The following is a 15,897-nucleotide window of genomic DNA, read 5'->3' as shown; positions in this document are numbered from 1 at the left end:
GGCCCCAGCCATGGCGGCATGGCGTTATTTGCCATACAGGCACTGGTTTTATCGTGCCGCGTGGCTGCAGGCAACCCACCTGGCAACACAGGCCGTTACGCCCAGCAAACCCCGCCCAGCCGTTGCAACGCCCCAAAACGCGCACAATAGCGCTTCGCGCCCCCGCCTCCCCAGGCTTGGTCTGTTGACGACACCCCGCTTGCACGGCCCCCACCCGGGGACCGGCCAAGCTGCCTTCTCTAGCAATTTGTGACTTCCCTCGCCCACACCGTATTGCAGGACGCCTTTGGCTATGCGCATTTTCGCGGCTCGCAGCAAGCCATTGTTGACCATGTGATCGGCGGCGACGATGCCCTGGTGCTGATGCCCACCGGCGGCGGCAAAAGCCTGTGCTACCAGATCCCGGCCATCGTGCGCCAGCAGCAGGGCCATGGCACCACCATCGTCATCTCGCCGCTGATTGCGCTGATGCACGACCAGGTCAGCGCCATGCATGAGATCGGTGTGGACGCCGCCTTCCTCAACTCCACCCTCGACTACGACCAGACCCGCGATGTGGAGCTGCAGCTGCTGTCGGGCGGCATCACCTTGCTGTATGTGGCGCCCGAGCGGCTCAACACCCCGCGCTTTCTGGGTCTGCTCGATGAGCTGCATGCCATGGGCAAGCTGGCCTTGTTCGCCATCGACGAGGCCCATTGCGTCAGCCAGTGGGGGCACGACTTTCGGCCCGAATACCGCGAGCTGACCGTGCTGCACCAGCGCTATGCCGGTGTGCCGCGCATTGCGCTCACCGCCACGGCCGATGCGCTGACCCGCGCCGACATCGTCGAGCGCATGCAGCTCGAATCGGCGCGCGTCTTCATCAGCAGCTTTGACCGCGCCAACATCCGCTACACCATCGTCGAGAAAAAAGACGCCACCGCCCAGCTGCTGCGCTTTATCGAGCGCGAGCACGATGGCGATGCCGGCGTGGTGTATTGCCTATCGCGCAAAAAGGTGGAAGAAGTCGCGCAGTCACTGTGCGATGCCGGCATCAACGCCCTGCCCTACCACGCCGGCCTGGGCGCCGAGCTGCGCCAAAAAAACCAAAGCCGCTTTCTGCGCGAAGAAGGCATCGTGATGGTCGCCACCATCGCCTTCGGCATGGGCATCAACAAGCCCGATGTGCGCTTTGTCGCCCATGTGGACATGCCCAAGAACATCGAGAGCTACTACCAGGAAACCGGCCGGGGCGGGCGCGACGGCCTGCCCGCCGACGCCTGGATGGCCTATGGCTACCGCGACGTGGTCAGCCAGCGCAGCATGATCGACGAGAGCCCGGCGGGCGACGCCTTCAAGCAGGTGATGCGCGGCAAGCTCGATGCGCTGCTCGGCCTGGCCGAGGGCACCGACTGCCGGCGCGTGCGGCTGCTGGCCTATTTTGACGAGGTCTATGGCCAGGGCGGCGACTACGACTCGGCCCACCCCGAGGCCTCTGCCACATCCGCCGACAAGCCCCCGCGCTACCAATGCGGCAACTGCGACAACTGCCTGAACCCGCCCAAAACCTGGGACGGCACCGACGCCGCGCGCAAGCTGCTGTCCACCATCTACCGCGCCCACGAAGCCAGCCAGATCACCTTTGGGGCCAGCCATATCCTCGACATCGTGCGCGGCAAGGAAACCGACAAGGTGCGCCAGTTCAGCCACCAGCAGCTGAGCACCTTCGGCCTGTGCCAAACCTACACCGAACCCCAACTGCGGGGCGTGCTGCGGCAGTTGCTGGCCATCGGGGCGCTGGGCACGCACAAGGTGCAGACCGAGGCCGGCTACAGCTTTGAAACCCTGGTCCTGTGCGACGGCTCACGCGCCGTGCTGCGCGGCGAGCAAACCGTGGAGCTGCGCGAGAGCACCGCCGAGCGCAGCCCCAGCAAACGCCAGCGCAGCGCCAAACCCGCCGTCGCCGCGCAAAACCTGGGCCCCGACGAGCAGGTCCGCTTCATCAACCTCAAGGCCTGGCGCACCGAAGTGGCCAAGGAACACAACGTGCCCGCCTATGTGGTCTTCGCCGATGCCACCCTGGCGGCCATCGCCCAGCGCAACCCGCAGAGCCTGGATGAGCTGCAGGGGGTGAGTGGGATTGGGGTGAAAAAGCTGGAGGCTTATGGGGAGGCGGTGTTGCGGGTGTGCAGTACCCCTTAATCTCCAAAATTGTTGTTGCAATGCAAACAAAGGAGAACCCATGCGTCTACTTTGTAAAGCTGTGCTCTAATGCCGTTTTGATTGTTGAAAACTATTAACAAACGGACGAACATATGCTGAAAAAATGGATTGCAATCGGCGCCCTGCTGGGCACCAGCATGGCCCAGGCCTACATGCCCCAATCTGGCACCTGGGTGGTTACCAGCGAACTCAATGGCAAGCCAGGCCGCGGCCTGGCCATCGATGTGCAGGGCCAGACCCTGGTCATGCAGATGTATGCCTATGACGCCTCCGGCAATGCCACGTTCTACCTGACCTCCGGCGCCTACAAGAACAACCAGTATTCCGGCACCTTGAACAAGTACCGGGGCGGCCGCTACCTGGGCAGCAGCGAACGCAGTGGTCAGGACAACGGCAACGACGGCGTCGTGTCGATGCGCTTTGACTCGGGTACCAAGGGCTACATCAAATTCCCGGGCGAAGCCGAAAAGGAAATTTCGCGCTTCAACTTCGGCTATGACAAGAGCCCGCAAAGCCTGTTTGGTATATGGCTGTTCACGCCTTTGGGGACCAGCACTCCCCGCTCCGATGTTGTCAAGCTGGAAAAGCTGGCCCAGGGAAGCGGGTACGGCACCGGCTTTGTCACAACCGCAGACAATCGTTTCGCTTGCGAAAATGTAACGAGCGGCCCTAACGCAGGCTTGGTGGTTTGTATTAAGTTCAGTGTGGCCAGCCGCGTCGAGCAGGTCTACTATTTTGACTACAAGGTCAATGATGGTGAGGGCTATGCAGGAACTTCGGCAGCAACCGCTACCAACCTCCTGATTGTGCGCCGCCTGACCACCAGCAATGATGACGGTACCGGGATCACGTTCAAGAGTGAAGAAAGCACAGCTCCCGCAGATCTCGATGCGCTACGCCAAGCTTTCGAAGCTGTCGTTGCAGAGCCTATCGAACAATAAGCCCTAACGGCACTTCTCCCCCATAGAAGCCAGCAGCCACCCACGCTTGGGTGCTGCTGGCTTTTTTGAGGGCACGCAAAACGCACTTCCATCGCATACTTGAGAATCGCCGGCCCAGCCCCAGCGCTACACTCAGCCTCCATGCCCGCCACCCCTCCCCGCCTCTCCATCCGCGCCCTCCAAAGCCCCATCAGCGGGCCTTGCTCGCTGGAGCTGGGCGCAGGCGAATGCGTAGCGGTCATGGGCGCATCGGGGGCGGGCAAATCGGTGCTGTTGCGCTTGATCGCCGACCTGGACCCGGGCAGTGGCGAGCTGCTGCTTAACGGCCAGCCGCGCAGTGCCTTCAGCGGCCCAGCCTGGCGCCAGCAGGTGATGTACCTGGCAGCAGAGCCGGCCTGGTGGGGGCAGACGGTGCTGGAGCATTTCCCGCCGGGCTCGCAGACGGCGCTGCTGGAGATGGCCAGCGCGCTGGGGCTGCGCCAGGGCTTCATCGACATTCCGCTGGCCCAGCTCTCGACCGGCGAGCGCCAGCGCCTGGCCTTGCTGCGCGGGCTGCTGCGCAGGCCGCAGGTGCTGCTGCTCGATGAGCCCACGGCCGCGCTCGACGAGGCATCGGTGGCAGCGGTGGAGCAATTGCTACAGCGCTGCCAGCAGCAAGGCTTAAGCCTGCTGTGGGTCACCCATTCCCATGCCCAGGCCGCCCGCGTGGGCCAGCGCTGCATGCAACTGGTAGATCACCAGCTGCGGCCGATGGAGGCTGCGCAATGAACCCGGCCATCCATCTGCAACCCAGCGATTTGCTGGTGGGCGCCGCCCTGGTGCTGGCCGCCGCTGCCGCCTCCTGGGCCATGCGGCTGCAATTGCAGCGCCAGGTGCTGTGGGCATCGCTGCGCATGGTGGTGCAGCTTTTGCTGGTGGGTTATGTGCTGCGGCTGGTGTTTCAGCAGGCGCACCCGGGCACCACCTTGGTCGTGGTGCTGGTGATGGTTGCCGCTGCCGCGCGCGAAGTGGCGGTGCGGCCGCACCAGCGGCTATCCGGCGGGGGCAATTACCGCATTGCCGGCCTGGTGGTGGCGCTGTCGAGTTTGTCGACCGTGGTGCTGGCGCTGATGACCGCCGTGCGGCCCGATCCCTGGTTTGATGCGCGCTATGCGATACCGCTGATGGGCATTGTGCTGGGCAGCGTGCTCAATGCCGCCAGCCTGGGGCTAGACAGTTTTTTTGAGGGGGTGCGCCAAAGCCGTGCCGCCATCGAGGCCCAGCTGGCACTGGGTGTTTCCTTCCGCCGGGCCATGGCGCCGCACACCCGCGCCGCCATCCGCCGGGGGCTGATCCCCATCATCAACCAGATGTCGGCTGCCGGCCTGATCACCCTGCCGGGCATCATGACCGGCCAGATCCTGGGCGGCATGGACCCGCTGGAAGCCGCCAAGTACCAGATATTGTTATTGCTGCTGCTGACCTTTGCCGGCGCGCTGGCCGCAGCCGGCAGCGTGCTGCTGGCCGCCCGGGCGCTGGGCGATGAACGCCAGCGCCTGCGGCTGGACCGGCTGAACACCACCAGCTGATCGCCTTTGCCATGGGCCCACGCCCTTCATAGAATGGGCAAGCACATCTGGGAGAGCAGCCATGGCACAGCGCGACAAGGACAACCTTGTGGATGAGCTGGTCGACTACGACCCGCTGGGCAGTGACCCCGCCTTGCAGGCGGCCCTGGCGCGCGCGCAGGCGCAAGCCTGGCTGCCAGGTTTGGAGCAGCATGCGCGCACGGTGGGCAGCGCCGCCTTTGCGCAGTGGGCCGACCAGGCCAACCGCCACCCACCGCAGTTGCAGCCCTGGGATGCGCGGGGCCGGCGCATCGACCAGGTGGCGTTTCACCCCGCATGGCACCAGGTTCTGGCCCACTACCGCGCGCAGCACCTGATCAACATGCCGTTTGCCGGCACATCGCCCGCAGATGCGCCACCAGACGCACTTGTGGATCCACCACGCGGCCGCTGGAGCGCCTGGGCCGCCGGTTTTTACCTCCATGGCCAGGCAGAAGCCGGCAGCCTCTGCCCCGCGACGATGACGACGGCGGCCATCCCGGTTTTGCGCAAGGAACCGGCGCTGTGGGCACAGATCGCGCGCGGCATCACCAGCGCCAGCCATGACGCGCGCGATGCGCCGCTGGCGGACAAGACGGCCTTATGGGTGGGCATGGGCATGACCGAAAAGCAAGGCGGCTCGGACGTGCGCAGCAACACCACGGTGGCCTATCCGGTCGATGCCGGCGACGGGCGCGGCGCAGCCTACCGCCTGCAAGGCCATAAATGGTTTTATTCGGTACCGATGGCCGATGCCCACCTGGTGGTGGCGCGCATGGCCAGCAGTGCGGGCGATGCCAACGCGCTGCAGGCACCGCTGGCCTGCTTTTGGGTGCCGCGCTGGCGGCCCGATGGCACACGCAATAGCGTGCTGGTGCAACGCCTCAAAGACAAGGTCGGCAACCGCAGCAATGCCAGCAGCGAGGTGCTGTTTGACGATGCCCATGGCGTGCTGGTGGGTGAGGAAGGCCGGGGCATTGCCACCATCATGGAGATGGCCACGATCACGCGGCTGTGCTGCGTGCTGGGCAGCAGCGCCTTGCTGCGCCAGGCCACCGTGCAGGCACTGTGGTCAGCCCGGCACCGCCAGGCCTTTGGTGCGGCTTTGGTAGAGCAACCGCTGATGCAATCGGTGCTGGCCGACCTGGCGTTGGAGAGCGAAGCGGCCTTGCTGCTGGCCATGCACCTGGCGCAGGCCTTTGAAGACAGCAGTGCCCCCGGCCAGACCAGCGCACAGGCCTGGCAGCGCGCCATGACGCCAGCGGCCAAATTCTGGGTCTGCAAACGCGCCATTGCCTGCAGCGCCGAGGCCATGGAGGTGCTGGGTGGCAATGGCTATATCGACAGCTCGGCGCTGGCGCGCATCTACCGCGAAGCGCCGGTCAACTCGATCTGGGAGGGCTCGGGCAATGTGATGTGCCTGGATGTGCTCAAGGCCCTGCAGCGCGAGCCCGACCTGCGTGATGCGCTGTGGCTGGACTTGCAGCGCATGGCAGCCGATGACGCCCCCATTCAACAAGCGCTGCAGCGCCTGCAAGACCAGTGGCAGGCCATGGCGCAAGATGCCTGGGCGCAGCAGGCGCAGGCGCGCCAATGGGTGCAGCAGCTGGTGCTGGTGGCGCAGGCCGGCCTGATGCGCCAGCATGCGGCCCCGGCGCATGCCGATGCCTTTGTCGCCAGCCGCTTGGGGCCCGGTGCCAGTTTGGGCGTGATGGGTGCTTCTCCCCTTGCCAAGGCGCAGATCAGCGCTATCCTCAGCGCCAGTCTGCAGTTGCAAAAATGAACGGAAAGTAGCCATGGCCGTCAGCGTGTTTGATTTGTTCAAGATCGGTATCGGGCCTAGCAGCTCGCACACGGTAGGCCCGATGCGCGCGGCGCATGCCTTTGTGCAGCGCTTGCAGCGCCAAGGGGTGCTGGCCCAGGTGGCCCGCCTGCGCTGCCAGCTGTTCGGCTCGCTGGGCGCTACCGGCATTGGCCATGCCAGCGACCGTGCGGTGATCCTGGGCCTGGCCGGCCATGCGCCCGACACGGTGGATGTGAATGCCGTCGATGCCCTCATCGCCGAGGTCCACCGCACGCAGCAGCTGCTGTTGAATGGCGAGCAGCGCATCGTGTTTGACCCTGCTACCGATCTGCTGCTGATTGGCGCAGTGAGCCTGCCCTTCCACCCCAACGGCATGCGCTTTGAGGCCTGGGACGCGCAGCATGCACTGGTCGATGCGCAGGCCTATTACTCGGTGGGCGGCGGTTTTATCGTCAGCGAAGAGGCCGCCTACGATGCCGAGCGCCAGCACGCCATTGCGCCCGACACCGAGGTGCTGCCCCTGCCCTTTCACAGCGCCGCGCAGCTGCTGCAACTGGCGCAGGACCACCAGCAGCCCATTGCGCAGATCATGCGCACCAACGAACGCCACTGGCGCAGCGATGCCGACATCGACAGCGGCCTGCTCAAGATCTGGCAAGCGATGCAGGACTGCGTGCAGCGCGGCTGCAGCACACCGGGTCACCTGCCCGGGGGGCTCAACGTCAAACGCCGTGCAGCCGGCTTTTACCAAGGCCTGACCGCCCATGCCGAGCCGCTGAACCAGGACCCGCTGCAGGTGATCGACTGGGTGAACCTGTTTGCACTGGCCGTGAACGAGGAAAACGCCGCTGGCGGCCGGGTGGTGACCGCCCCCACCAATGGCGCTGCCGGCATTGTGCCGGCCGTGCTGCACTACTACTGGCGCTTTGTGCCCTGCGCCACCGAAGCCGGGGTGGTGGATTTTCTGCTGACCGCAGGCGCCATCGGCATGCTGTACAAGGAGAACGCCTCGATATCCGGCGCGGAAGTGGGCTGCCAAGGGGAAGTGGGCGTGGCCTGCTCCATGGCGGCAGCGGGCCTGTGCGCGGTGATGGGTGGCACCCCAGCGCAGGTGGAGAACGCCGCCGAGATCGGCATGGAACACCACCTGGGCCTCACCTGCGACCCGGTGGCCGGCCTGGTGCAGGTCCCCTGCATCGAGCGCAATGCGCTGGCCGCCGTCAAGGCCATCAATGCCGCGCGCATGGCGCTGCGCGGCGATGGCTCGCACATCGTGAGCCTGGACAAGGTGATTGCCACCATGCGCGCCACCGGTGCCGACATGATGAGCAAATACAAGGAGACCTCGCTGGGCGGCCTGGCTGTGCACATCGTCGAGTGCTAAACAGCTGTTGACTACCCCCCAACCTCGGCGACAGCCAGGGTCGCCCGCCCCGGGTGTGGTTGCTGTCACCGCCTACAATCGCGCCATGGCTATGCATTTTGACTTGGTAGATCTGCGCCTCATGGTGCATGTGGCAGACGCGAACAGCATGACGCGGGGGGCCGAGCTGTCGTTCATCTCGCTGCCGGCGGCCAGCACCCGCATCAAGAACCTGGAAGAGAGCATGGGCGTCAAGCTGCTCTACCGCACCAGCCAAGGCGTCACCCTGACCTTGCCCGGCCAGGCCTTTGTGCAGCATGCCCGCACCGTGCTGGGCCAGATCGAGCACCTGCGCGGCGACATGCAGGAGTACGCACGCGGCATCAAGGGCCATGTGCGGGTGTTTGCCAACACCACCGCGCTGGGCGAGTTTTTGCCCCCGGTGCTGCGCGCCTACCTGCGCAAGCACCCGGATGTGGATATCGACCTGCGCGAGCGCCTGTCCAACGACATCATCCGCGCCGTGGGCGAAGGCCAGACCGATATCGGCATCGTCGCCGGCCAGGTGCGTACCGAAAGCCTGGTGGCGATGCCTTACCGGCGCGACCGCCTGGTGCTCGTCGTCTATGCCGACCATGCGCTGGCCCGGCGCAAGGCCGTGGCCTTTGGCGACACCTTGGAATACGACTACATCGGCCTGCATGAATCGAGCGCCATCCATGCGTTCTTGCGCCAGCACAGCGACCTGCTGCACCGCCCGATCAAGCAGCGCATCCAGGTGGGCAATTTCGAAGCCGCCTGCCGCATGATCGAGGCCGGCGTGGGCATCGGCATCCTGCCCGAATCCGCCGCCCGCCGCCACGCGCGCAGCATGGACATCCGCATCATCAGCATCTCGGACGAATGGTCCAACCGCGAGATGCAGATCGTGGTGCGCAACCTCGAATCGCTCCCCTCCTTTGCCCGCGAGCTGGTGGAGCTGCTGGTGGAAGACGGTGCCTGCAGCAACGAAGGTTTCAACGAAGCAGACGGCGACGCCGAGCCGGTGCCGACCAGCAACTGAGCGGGTGCTTACAAAATCCCGGGTCGCTTGTTCCTGGTACGCAACGGCGCACCGATGAATTCAAGAGCTGGCTTGCTACATTGGGGAGATGAAAAATCTACCTGAAGACAATCCGGCCGCAGCTGCTAGTTCAAATGATTCCCACGACTGGCACAACAGTCCAGCATTCAGCCTCGGGGGTGCAGGTGCAGCAGTTGCGGTACTGCTGGTCGCTCTCCAAATAAACGCTGGCATTTCAAATGATGATCTGATTTTCTCCATAGGATTGGCTTCGTCAGCATTCGTACTTTGGCTTTGCTCTTTTTGCATTAATTTCACCAGCCACTCCGCAGCTAATAAAGGCCGTCAGCTCGCTGCAACCCCTCGATGGAAAAATACCAGTCTTTCAGTTCTCTGCCTCGCTATTAGTCTCCTAGGAACAGCTATATTTTTTCTGGTTGGGACGCCAACAAAGCAGCCGCAGTCATCGCTTTTTCTCTGTCAGTAATATGCACCTTTTTGGTACTCGCGTGCCAGAGGGCGCTCAAGCGCTATGCGCCACAGGCTGCCTCTGCAGCGGATTCGTCACCCCCATCCGACAGTGAATGGAACGCGCGTGACTAACAACTGCCGCCACAGATAAGCACCTGGTTTGACAGTGGCTTGAACATGTTTTATCGGCGATCGACAATAGCTTGAACCGCCCACCACTTCGGTGTTTGAATTGCCCCGGCTGTACTAGACACCTTCGAGCCTCAAATCTGAAGAACCAATAGGAGGTGCCATGACGAACAAGCAGCCATACTCCGAAGAATTCAAGATTGAAGCAGTCAAGCAGATCACGGAGCGCGGCCACCGCGTGGCCGACTATCCGCACGGATTGGCGTGAGCCAGCACAGCCGTACAAGTGGATCAAGCTTTATGTAGCGACTGCACCAGGCCCAATGTCTGGCGCAGAGGCAAGCCAAACAAGCATTTGATGGTCAGGCAAAACTGGATGGCCGCATATGAGAGAAGTTTGGCTGCGCCCACGCTTGCCGCTCGCAGGAGCCAGTCACTGCATGTCTTTACCCAGCCAGATGCTCAACTCGCCTCTGGCCTTCAGTGCCGCCTTGTACGCCTTGTACGCCTTGTACGCCTTGTACGCCTTGTACGCCTTGTACGCCTTGTACGCCTTGTACGCCTTGTACGCCTTCCAGTTTGTGGTGCGGTACTTGCGCCGTCTCCAGCTCGTCTCACTCATCATCCGAGCCTACTACCGCTGCGGCCCGGATTTGTGCAGCAAAGCCAGTGAAATGGAAACCTAAGAAAGGTTCATTTAGGTATACCTCAAGAGGCTGCTTTACGCAGGAAACTAGGACTCTTGTAGCGAAGCGCACGCGATTCGATGTACCGCCATGACGCACACCCCAGCGCAGTGGCTGTGGCTATGGTGACGGCCAGATTGATGCCAAAAGGTAGCTGCGGCCACAGCGCTGTGACCGCTTGCGCGACGGGGAATCCGTAGAGATAGATGCCATAGGAGGGGTCGCCAATTCTGTGAAGCCAGTTTCGCTGAGCGCTGCGGCTGCCGATGGCAATGATGAGTATCGGCCAAAGCAGGAAACGGGCAGTGGATTGGTAGGGCGTTAGAAAATAAGCCAGCAGGCATAGCGGCAGCAGCAGCATCAGCAATCGGGAGGCATGCTGTCGGAACCACTGTGAATGCAAGCCGATGAGGCAGCCTGCTGCAAAATAGGCGGTATACATTGGCCACAGCACCAACTCGCCTGTCACATCATCGTTTTTGCACAGCAGGTACCACAGCATATAGGCCGCGCACAGCAGTGATCCTACCCAGCGATGATGCAGGATCCCCAAAAGGCCTGCCACCGCAAGCGCACAATAGCTGAAGAACTCCAGAGGAATGGTCCACAACGGTCCGTTCATTGTGCCTGCCACGGGCTGGCCCGTGAATACGCCCGGCAAGCCGGTGGCTGCTCGCACCAGAGTCAGGTTGCCTACAAACTCCAGCACACTGGCAGAAGTCAGATATGCTGGTGCCGGTAGTGCTGTGAAGGCAAGGCCAAAGACGAAGATGCAAATCAGCACCGTACCGCATAGTCCAGGCCAGAGCCGCAGCACCCGTTTCCACAGGAAGGGCAGGAGACGTGGCTCCCGCATCCAGCTGAGTGTAACCAGATAGCCGCTGATGACAAAGAACGTCATCACCGCCACGCCGCCAAGCCAGGCCCAGTTCAGCCACTGGTTGCTGATCCAGGCTGGTGCTGTGACGCCGGTGATCGAATAGTGGTGCGCAACGATGACTGCCCAGGCCGTGAGCAACCGGATAGTGTTGAAGTGGTTGCGATGCTCTGGACGCATGGGAGAAGGCGCAGATGGCTGAGGAGGAGCGTTCATTTGGCCAGCAAGCGCTTCAGGCGCTTCAATCTAGTTCCACAGCAAATAGCCCGGCCCAAATGCCTGCACGCCTTGACTGCTTCATTGCGATGAGCGAAGACCACCCCTCTACATAGCTCCTTGCCCTTGTGTGGCGTGAAGATTGAAATGGCCCCTCCCCAATAGCACGCCTCATGCACGTCTTGCGTGTCATAGGCAACATCGCCCGTGACGCTGGCTACCTCTTCATGGCTTGGGATTTGACCATGCAGCTCAGCGGCCATGGGCGTGTCTCCCACTTCACTGGTTGTGACAGCGATGGGTCGAATCTGTAATGGCTGGGCGTCAATTCCCAGGTCTACCTTGCCCCACTCGCGACGGCATTCTGCGCCGTGCTTCTTGGTTTTCCATTCACTTTCGCCCAAGAACTTGATCCATGTGGAGTCTGCAATTACGTGTAAGCCCGCGGTGCTTTCCCGATAGTGCACCTGCACGCCCAAGATCTTTTGCCTGCGGCACAATGTGATGTAGTCGGGCGCTGTCCAAGGCAGTCCAGCCATTTTGAGCAGCGACTGAACTAGGCCCAGCGTTTGAAGCGAAGTTTGACCAAACAAGCACTTGATGGTCAGACACAACTGGATGGACGCATCTGAGAAGGTGTGGCCCCGCCCACGCTTGCCCGTGGGCGGGGCCAACCACTGCATGTCCTTGTCCTGCCAGACGGTCAGTCTCCCTCGCGCCTTCAATGCTGCGTTGTACGCCTTCCAGTTCTTCATTCGGTACTTGCCCCGATCCCAGCTCGTTTCACTCATCTTGTGAGCCTACCGTAGTTGCGTCGCGGATTTGTGCAACAACGGCTGTTCGTCAGGCCACGCTCCCCACCAAAGCTGCCACAAAGCTCACGCCAACACCCTGGCAACCCGGGCCAGTCATGCAGGCGGTAGGCAGCCGGCCTGCGCAGCGCTATGCTGTGGCATCCCCTTGTTGAGCCCAAACACCCATGACTGTTATCTGGAAAAAACCCATCTCGCTGGACGTGCTGCGCGACAAAGCACGCAACACGGCGATTGAACATCTGGGTATCGAATACGTAGAGATCGGCGACGACTACCTGGTGGGCCGTGTGCCCGTGGACCACCGCACGCACCAGCCCTTTGGCCTGCTGCATGGCGGCGTCAGCGTGGTGCTGGCGGAGACACTGGGCTCTGTCGGCGCGCTGTTCTCGTCGCCCGAGGGCTGGCGCTGTGTGGGCCTGGATATCAATGCCAACCATATCCGGGGCGTGCGCAGCGGCTGGGTCACCGGCACCGCAAAGCCGGTGCATATCGGCCGCATGACCCAGGTCTGGCAGATCGATATGGTCAATGACGAGGGCAAGCTGACTTGCGTCTCGCGCATCACCATGGCGATGCTGGAAGACGCCGCTTAAGGCCTTATCAGTTGCCGTAGGCGACACGCGCCAGCGCCCGCGCCAGCTCCCAGGACGGGTCGATCAGCGGCAGGCCCTGCACGCTGGCCGCGCCTGGCAAGGCCAGTGGTATTTCGGTACAGCCCATGATCAAGGGCACATCCCCATGGCGGGCACGCATGGCCTGTGCCACGGCGGCAAAATCGTCACGTGCCTGGTCCATGCGGTCGGCCTTCACGCCCTGGTAGATGCCGCGCATCAGCAGCTCACGCTCATCCTCTTCGGGCAGGTACACGGTGATACCGCAGGCCGCCAGCGCCTGGTCATACAGGCCGATGCGGTAAGTGCCCTGGGTGGCCAGCAACATGCAAGCCTGCTGGCCTTGCTGCTGCAGGCCCTCGGCCACCACGCGGGCGATATGCTGCAGCTGCAGCTGCGGGTAGGCCTGCTGCAGGCGTTCATGCCAGGCATGGGCGGTATTGCAGGCCACGGCCACGGCCACAGCGCCGGCAGCCTGGAGCTTGTCCAGCCCCTGGCACATCATCGCGAACGGGTCTTGCGCGCTGTCTGGTGCCAACAGCGCTGCGCTGCGGTCCGGTATCGGCAGCTGGGCAAGCCAGTGCTCGGGGTAGCCTTGGTCGGTCACCGGGGCGCCGCTGGCGCGCAAATGGTCTGCGCAGGCCTGGACAAACAGGCGTACAAAATCAGCGCCTGCCGCTGGGCCCATGCCGCCCAGAATGCCTACGGTGCGAAGCGTCATACCAAACTCCAGAGAAAATGAAAAATGGCCCGTTGCCGGGCCATTGCAGTGCGTGCCGTGCACGACACGGGATTGTCCATCAGGTCGCAGGCTTGTCGCTTTGCGCCGTCAGATTGTCCTTGAGTTCCTTGTTCATCGGCAGACCCAGCGCCTGGTTCTTGGGCGGGATGGGTTGCATGAACCACTTGTCGTATAGCTTGGTGAAATCGCCGGACTTCATCATGCCGCCGATCACGCCGTCAACAATCTTCTTGAAGGCGGCATCGCCCTTGGGCAGCATGCAGGCATAGGGCTCGACTTGCAGGGCATCGGCCACCACTTCGTAGGCTGCGGGGTCCTTGGAGTTGGCCTTCAGGCCGAACAGCAGGATGTCATCCATCGCAAAGCCGGCAGCGCGGTCGTTCTCCATCAGCAAGAAGCCATCGACGTGGTCCTTGGCCAAGGTGATGTTGATGTCCAGCTTCTGGTCGGCGCTGTACTTGCGCACCACAGGCAGGTTGGTGGTGCCGGTGGTAATCGCCAGGGTCTTGCCCTTCAGATCGGCCCAGTTGTTGATGCCAGCGCTCTTCTTCACGGCCACACGGGTGCCGGTGTAGAAGTAGTTGATCGCGAAATCCACGTCCTTGTTGCGGGCGCTGTTGTTGGTGGTGGAGCCGCATTCGAGCACGATGGTGCCGTTCTGGATCAGCGGGATGCGGTTGGCCGAGGTGACCGGCTGCCACCGGACCTTCAGGTCGGGCTTGCCGATTTCCTTGCGTACGGCATCGGCCACGGCGTTGGAGATGTCCACCGAGAAGCCGATGGCGTTCTGGCCACCGGAGAGGTAGCTGAACGGCACCGAAGATTCGCGGTAGGCGAAGGTGATTTCGCCCGAATCCTTGGCCTTGGCCAGCACATCGGCAAAGGCCGAGGGCAGGCAGGCGATGGCAGCAGCAGCACAGACCAGCGACTTAACAAACTTCATGGTGAGACCTCCTTGAATCAAACAATAGGAACAGTGTAGAAACCAGCACTTTGTTTCAACAATGCCTTTTTAGGACTAGCCCATAACGCTTGGTTATGGTGCATGGCATACCGCACAGAGGCGGAACCGCTGTACCTATAAGCAAATGGCATGCCTGTTGCCCATTTTGCTATGCGACAGGCGGTTTTCGAGCGCCTATATTTAAGGGTTTTCAGGGGGTGTTCCATGCAGGTATGCATTCTGGGTGCGGGAATTGTGGGTTTGGCTGCCGCCTATGAGCTGTACCAGGCGGGCCACCAGGTCACCGTGGTGGACAAGGCCTCCCACGCGGGCAGCGGCACCAGCATGGGCAATGGCGCGCAGCTGAGTTACAGCTATGTGCAGCCCCTGGCCGACCCTGCCATCTGGCAGCAGCTGCCCAAGCTGCTGTTCAGCAGCGATTCACCGCTCAAGTTCCGCCTGCAGGCCGACCCGCAGCAGTGGAAATGGGGACTGGCTTTTTTGGCCGCCTGCAATGCCGACCGCTCGGCCGCCAGCACCCGCACCCTGCTGCAACTGGCCGCCGTCAGCCGCCAGCGTTTTGAGGCCATGCAAACCCAGGTGGGCGGTGATTGGGACTACAGCAGCACCGGCAAGCTGGTGCTCTACCCCAGCGATGCGGCCCTGCAGTCTGCGCGCCAGCAAGTCGAGGTGCAAGGCAGGCTGGGCAGCGCGCCGCAGCGCATCGTCAGCCCCGACGAAGCCGTGGCGCTGGAGCCCGCGCTGGCGGCCTACCGCAGCCAGTTTGCCGGCGCCGTCCACACGCCCAGCGAATGCGCCGCTGACTGCTACCAGGTCAGCCGCCAGCTGGAAGACTGGCTGCGCCACAAGGGGGTGAAATTCGCTATGGACACCCAGATCCACAGCCTGCGCCGCGAGGGCGACCGCATCGTCGCGCTGCAGACCTCTCAGGGCGACATCGTGGCCGACCATTTCATGGTGGCGCTGGGGGTGGACAGCGTGGCGCTGTGCAAGCCCCTGGGCGTCGATCTGCCGATCTACCCGCTCAAGGGCTACAGCATCACCGTGGATGTGGCAGCGGCAGGCCACAAGGCGCCCACGGTGAGCATCACCGACAGCGCCCGCAAGGTGGTGTTTGCGCGCATTGGGCAGCGGCTGCGCGTGGCCGGCATGGTGGAGCTGGTGGGCCACGACCTGCGCATTCCGCAGGACAAGATCAAGAGCCTGTGCGCCTCCACCGAGGCGGTGTTTCCTGGCTGCAGCGACTACGCCGAAGTTCAGCCCTGGGCCGGTCTGCGCCCTGCCACGCCGACTGCCGTGCCGATTGCCAAGTCCGCAGGCGCCCGCAACCTGTGGATCAACACCGGCCACGGTGCGCTGGGCTTTACCTTGGCGTTTGGCACGGCTGCACAGCTGGCCTACGAGATCGGCCAGTCCGCCTGAGCAGC

13 protein-coding genes and 3 pseudogenes are annotated in these 15,897 nt (G+C 62.9%); 11 read left to right on the top strand and 5 right to left on the bottom strand.

Annotated elements, in window-relative coordinates:
- The first annotated feature begins 249 nt into the window (after positions 1–249).
- The 9 genes and pseudogenes from M2375_RS11605 to M2375_RS11565 all read left to right on the top strand — a co-directional run.
- Entirely contained in the window at positions 250–2,181 is a 1,932-nt protein-coding gene (locus M2375_RS11605) for a RecQ family ATP-dependent DNA helicase (RefSeq protein ID WP_259166635.1), read from the top strand.
- Positions 2,182–2,294: 113 nt separating this feature from the next.
- The gene (locus M2375_RS11600; RefSeq protein ID WP_259166633.1) at positions 2,295–3,143 is read left to right on the top strand and encodes a hypothetical protein; all 849 of its coding nucleotides are present in this window, start codon (positions 2,295–2,297) and stop codon (positions 3,141–3,143) included.
- A 141-nt stretch (positions 3,144–3,284) separates the two neighbouring features.
- A complete protein-coding gene (locus M2375_RS11595) occupies positions 3,285–3,911 on the top strand; it encodes an ATP-binding cassette domain-containing protein (protein ID WP_259166631.1) in 627 nt (208 codons plus the stop codon).
- Positions 3,908–4,711 (top strand): ABC transporter permease, encoded by an 804-nt coding sequence (locus M2375_RS11590; protein WP_259166621.1) that lies wholly within the window; start codon positions 3,908–3,910, stop codon positions 4,709–4,711. The genes M2375_RS11595 and M2375_RS11590 overlap by 4 nt, the downstream gene beginning before the upstream one ends.
- A gap of 61 nt (positions 4,712–4,772) precedes the next feature.
- Positions 4,773–6,512: an acyl-CoA dehydrogenase family protein gene (locus M2375_RS11585; protein WP_259166620.1), complete on the top strand. Its 1,740-nt coding sequence runs from the start codon at positions 4,773–4,775 to the stop codon at positions 6,510–6,512.
- Between the two features lie 13 nt (positions 6,513–6,525).
- Positions 6,526–7,917, top strand: a complete 1,392-nt coding sequence (locus tag M2375_RS11580) for an L-serine ammonia-lyase (RefSeq protein WP_259166615.1) — start codon at positions 6,526–6,528, stop codon at positions 7,915–7,917.
- A gap of 85 nt (positions 7,918–8,002) precedes the next feature.
- A complete protein-coding gene (locus M2375_RS11575) occupies positions 8,003–8,959 on the top strand; it encodes a LysR family transcriptional regulator (protein WP_259166599.1) in 957 nt (318 codons plus the stop codon).
- An 88-nt stretch (positions 8,960–9,047) separates the two neighbouring features.
- A complete protein-coding gene (locus tag M2375_RS11570) occupies positions 9,048–9,446 on the top strand; it encodes a hypothetical protein (RefSeq protein WP_259166596.1) in 399 nt (132 codons plus the stop codon).
- Between the two features lie 276 nt (positions 9,447–9,722).
- A pseudogene (locus M2375_RS11565) lies at positions 9,723–9,861 on the top strand (transposase); the annotation flags it as partial.
- A gap of 1 nt (position 9,862) precedes the next feature.
- Here M2375_RS11565 and M2375_RS11560 read toward each other — a convergent pair.
- The 3 genes and pseudogenes from M2375_RS11560 to M2375_RS11550 form a co-directional block, all read right to left on the bottom strand.
- Positions 9,863–10,181 (bottom strand): annotated as a pseudogene (locus tag M2375_RS11560) (transposase); the annotation flags it as partial.
- An 86-nt stretch (positions 10,182–10,267) separates the two neighbouring features.
- Complete coding sequence (locus M2375_RS11555; RefSeq protein ID WP_259166588.1) at positions 10,268–11,338, bottom strand: acyltransferase; 1,071 nt, start codon at positions 11,336–11,338, stop codon at positions 10,268–10,270.
- A gap of 44 nt (positions 11,339–11,382) precedes the next feature.
- Positions 11,383–12,129, bottom strand: a pseudogene (locus M2375_RS11550) (IS5 family transposase); the annotation flags it as partial.
- Positions 12,130–12,317: 188 nt separating this feature from the next.
- Between M2375_RS11550 and M2375_RS11545 the strand changes: the two are divergent.
- Entirely contained in the window at positions 12,318–12,746 is a 429-nt protein-coding gene (locus tag M2375_RS11545) for a hotdog fold thioesterase (RefSeq protein ID WP_259166586.1), read from the top strand.
- A gap of 7 nt (positions 12,747–12,753) precedes the next feature.
- Here the strand turns inward: M2375_RS11545 and M2375_RS11540 are convergent, their stop codons facing one another.
- Both M2375_RS11540 and M2375_RS11535 read right to left on the bottom strand, forming a co-directional pair.
- Positions 12,754–13,485 (bottom strand): aspartate/glutamate racemase family protein, encoded by a 732-nt coding sequence (locus tag M2375_RS11540; RefSeq protein WP_259166575.1) that lies wholly within the window; start codon positions 13,483–13,485, stop codon positions 12,754–12,756.
- 79 nt (positions 13,486–13,564) lie between these two features.
- Complete coding sequence (locus M2375_RS11535; RefSeq protein WP_259166571.1) at positions 13,565–14,449, bottom strand: amino acid ABC transporter substrate-binding protein; 885 nt, start codon at positions 14,447–14,449, stop codon at positions 13,565–13,567.
- A 225-nt stretch (positions 14,450–14,674) separates the two neighbouring features.
- Between M2375_RS11535 and M2375_RS11530 the strand changes: the two genes are divergently transcribed.
- Entirely contained in the window at positions 14,675–15,892 is a 1,218-nt protein-coding gene (locus M2375_RS11530; protein WP_259166569.1) for a D-amino acid dehydrogenase, read from the top strand.
- Positions 15,893–15,897: the final 5 nt, after the last annotated feature.

It is taken from the genome of Comamonas sp. BIGb0152 (assembly GCF_024809975.1).
Taxonomy (GTDB): Bacteria; Pseudomonadota; Gammaproteobacteria; order Burkholderiales; family Burkholderiaceae_C; genus Comamonas.
Note: the sequence above shows the minus strand (reverse complement) of the source record. Positions and strands in the feature narration are given on the sequence as shown.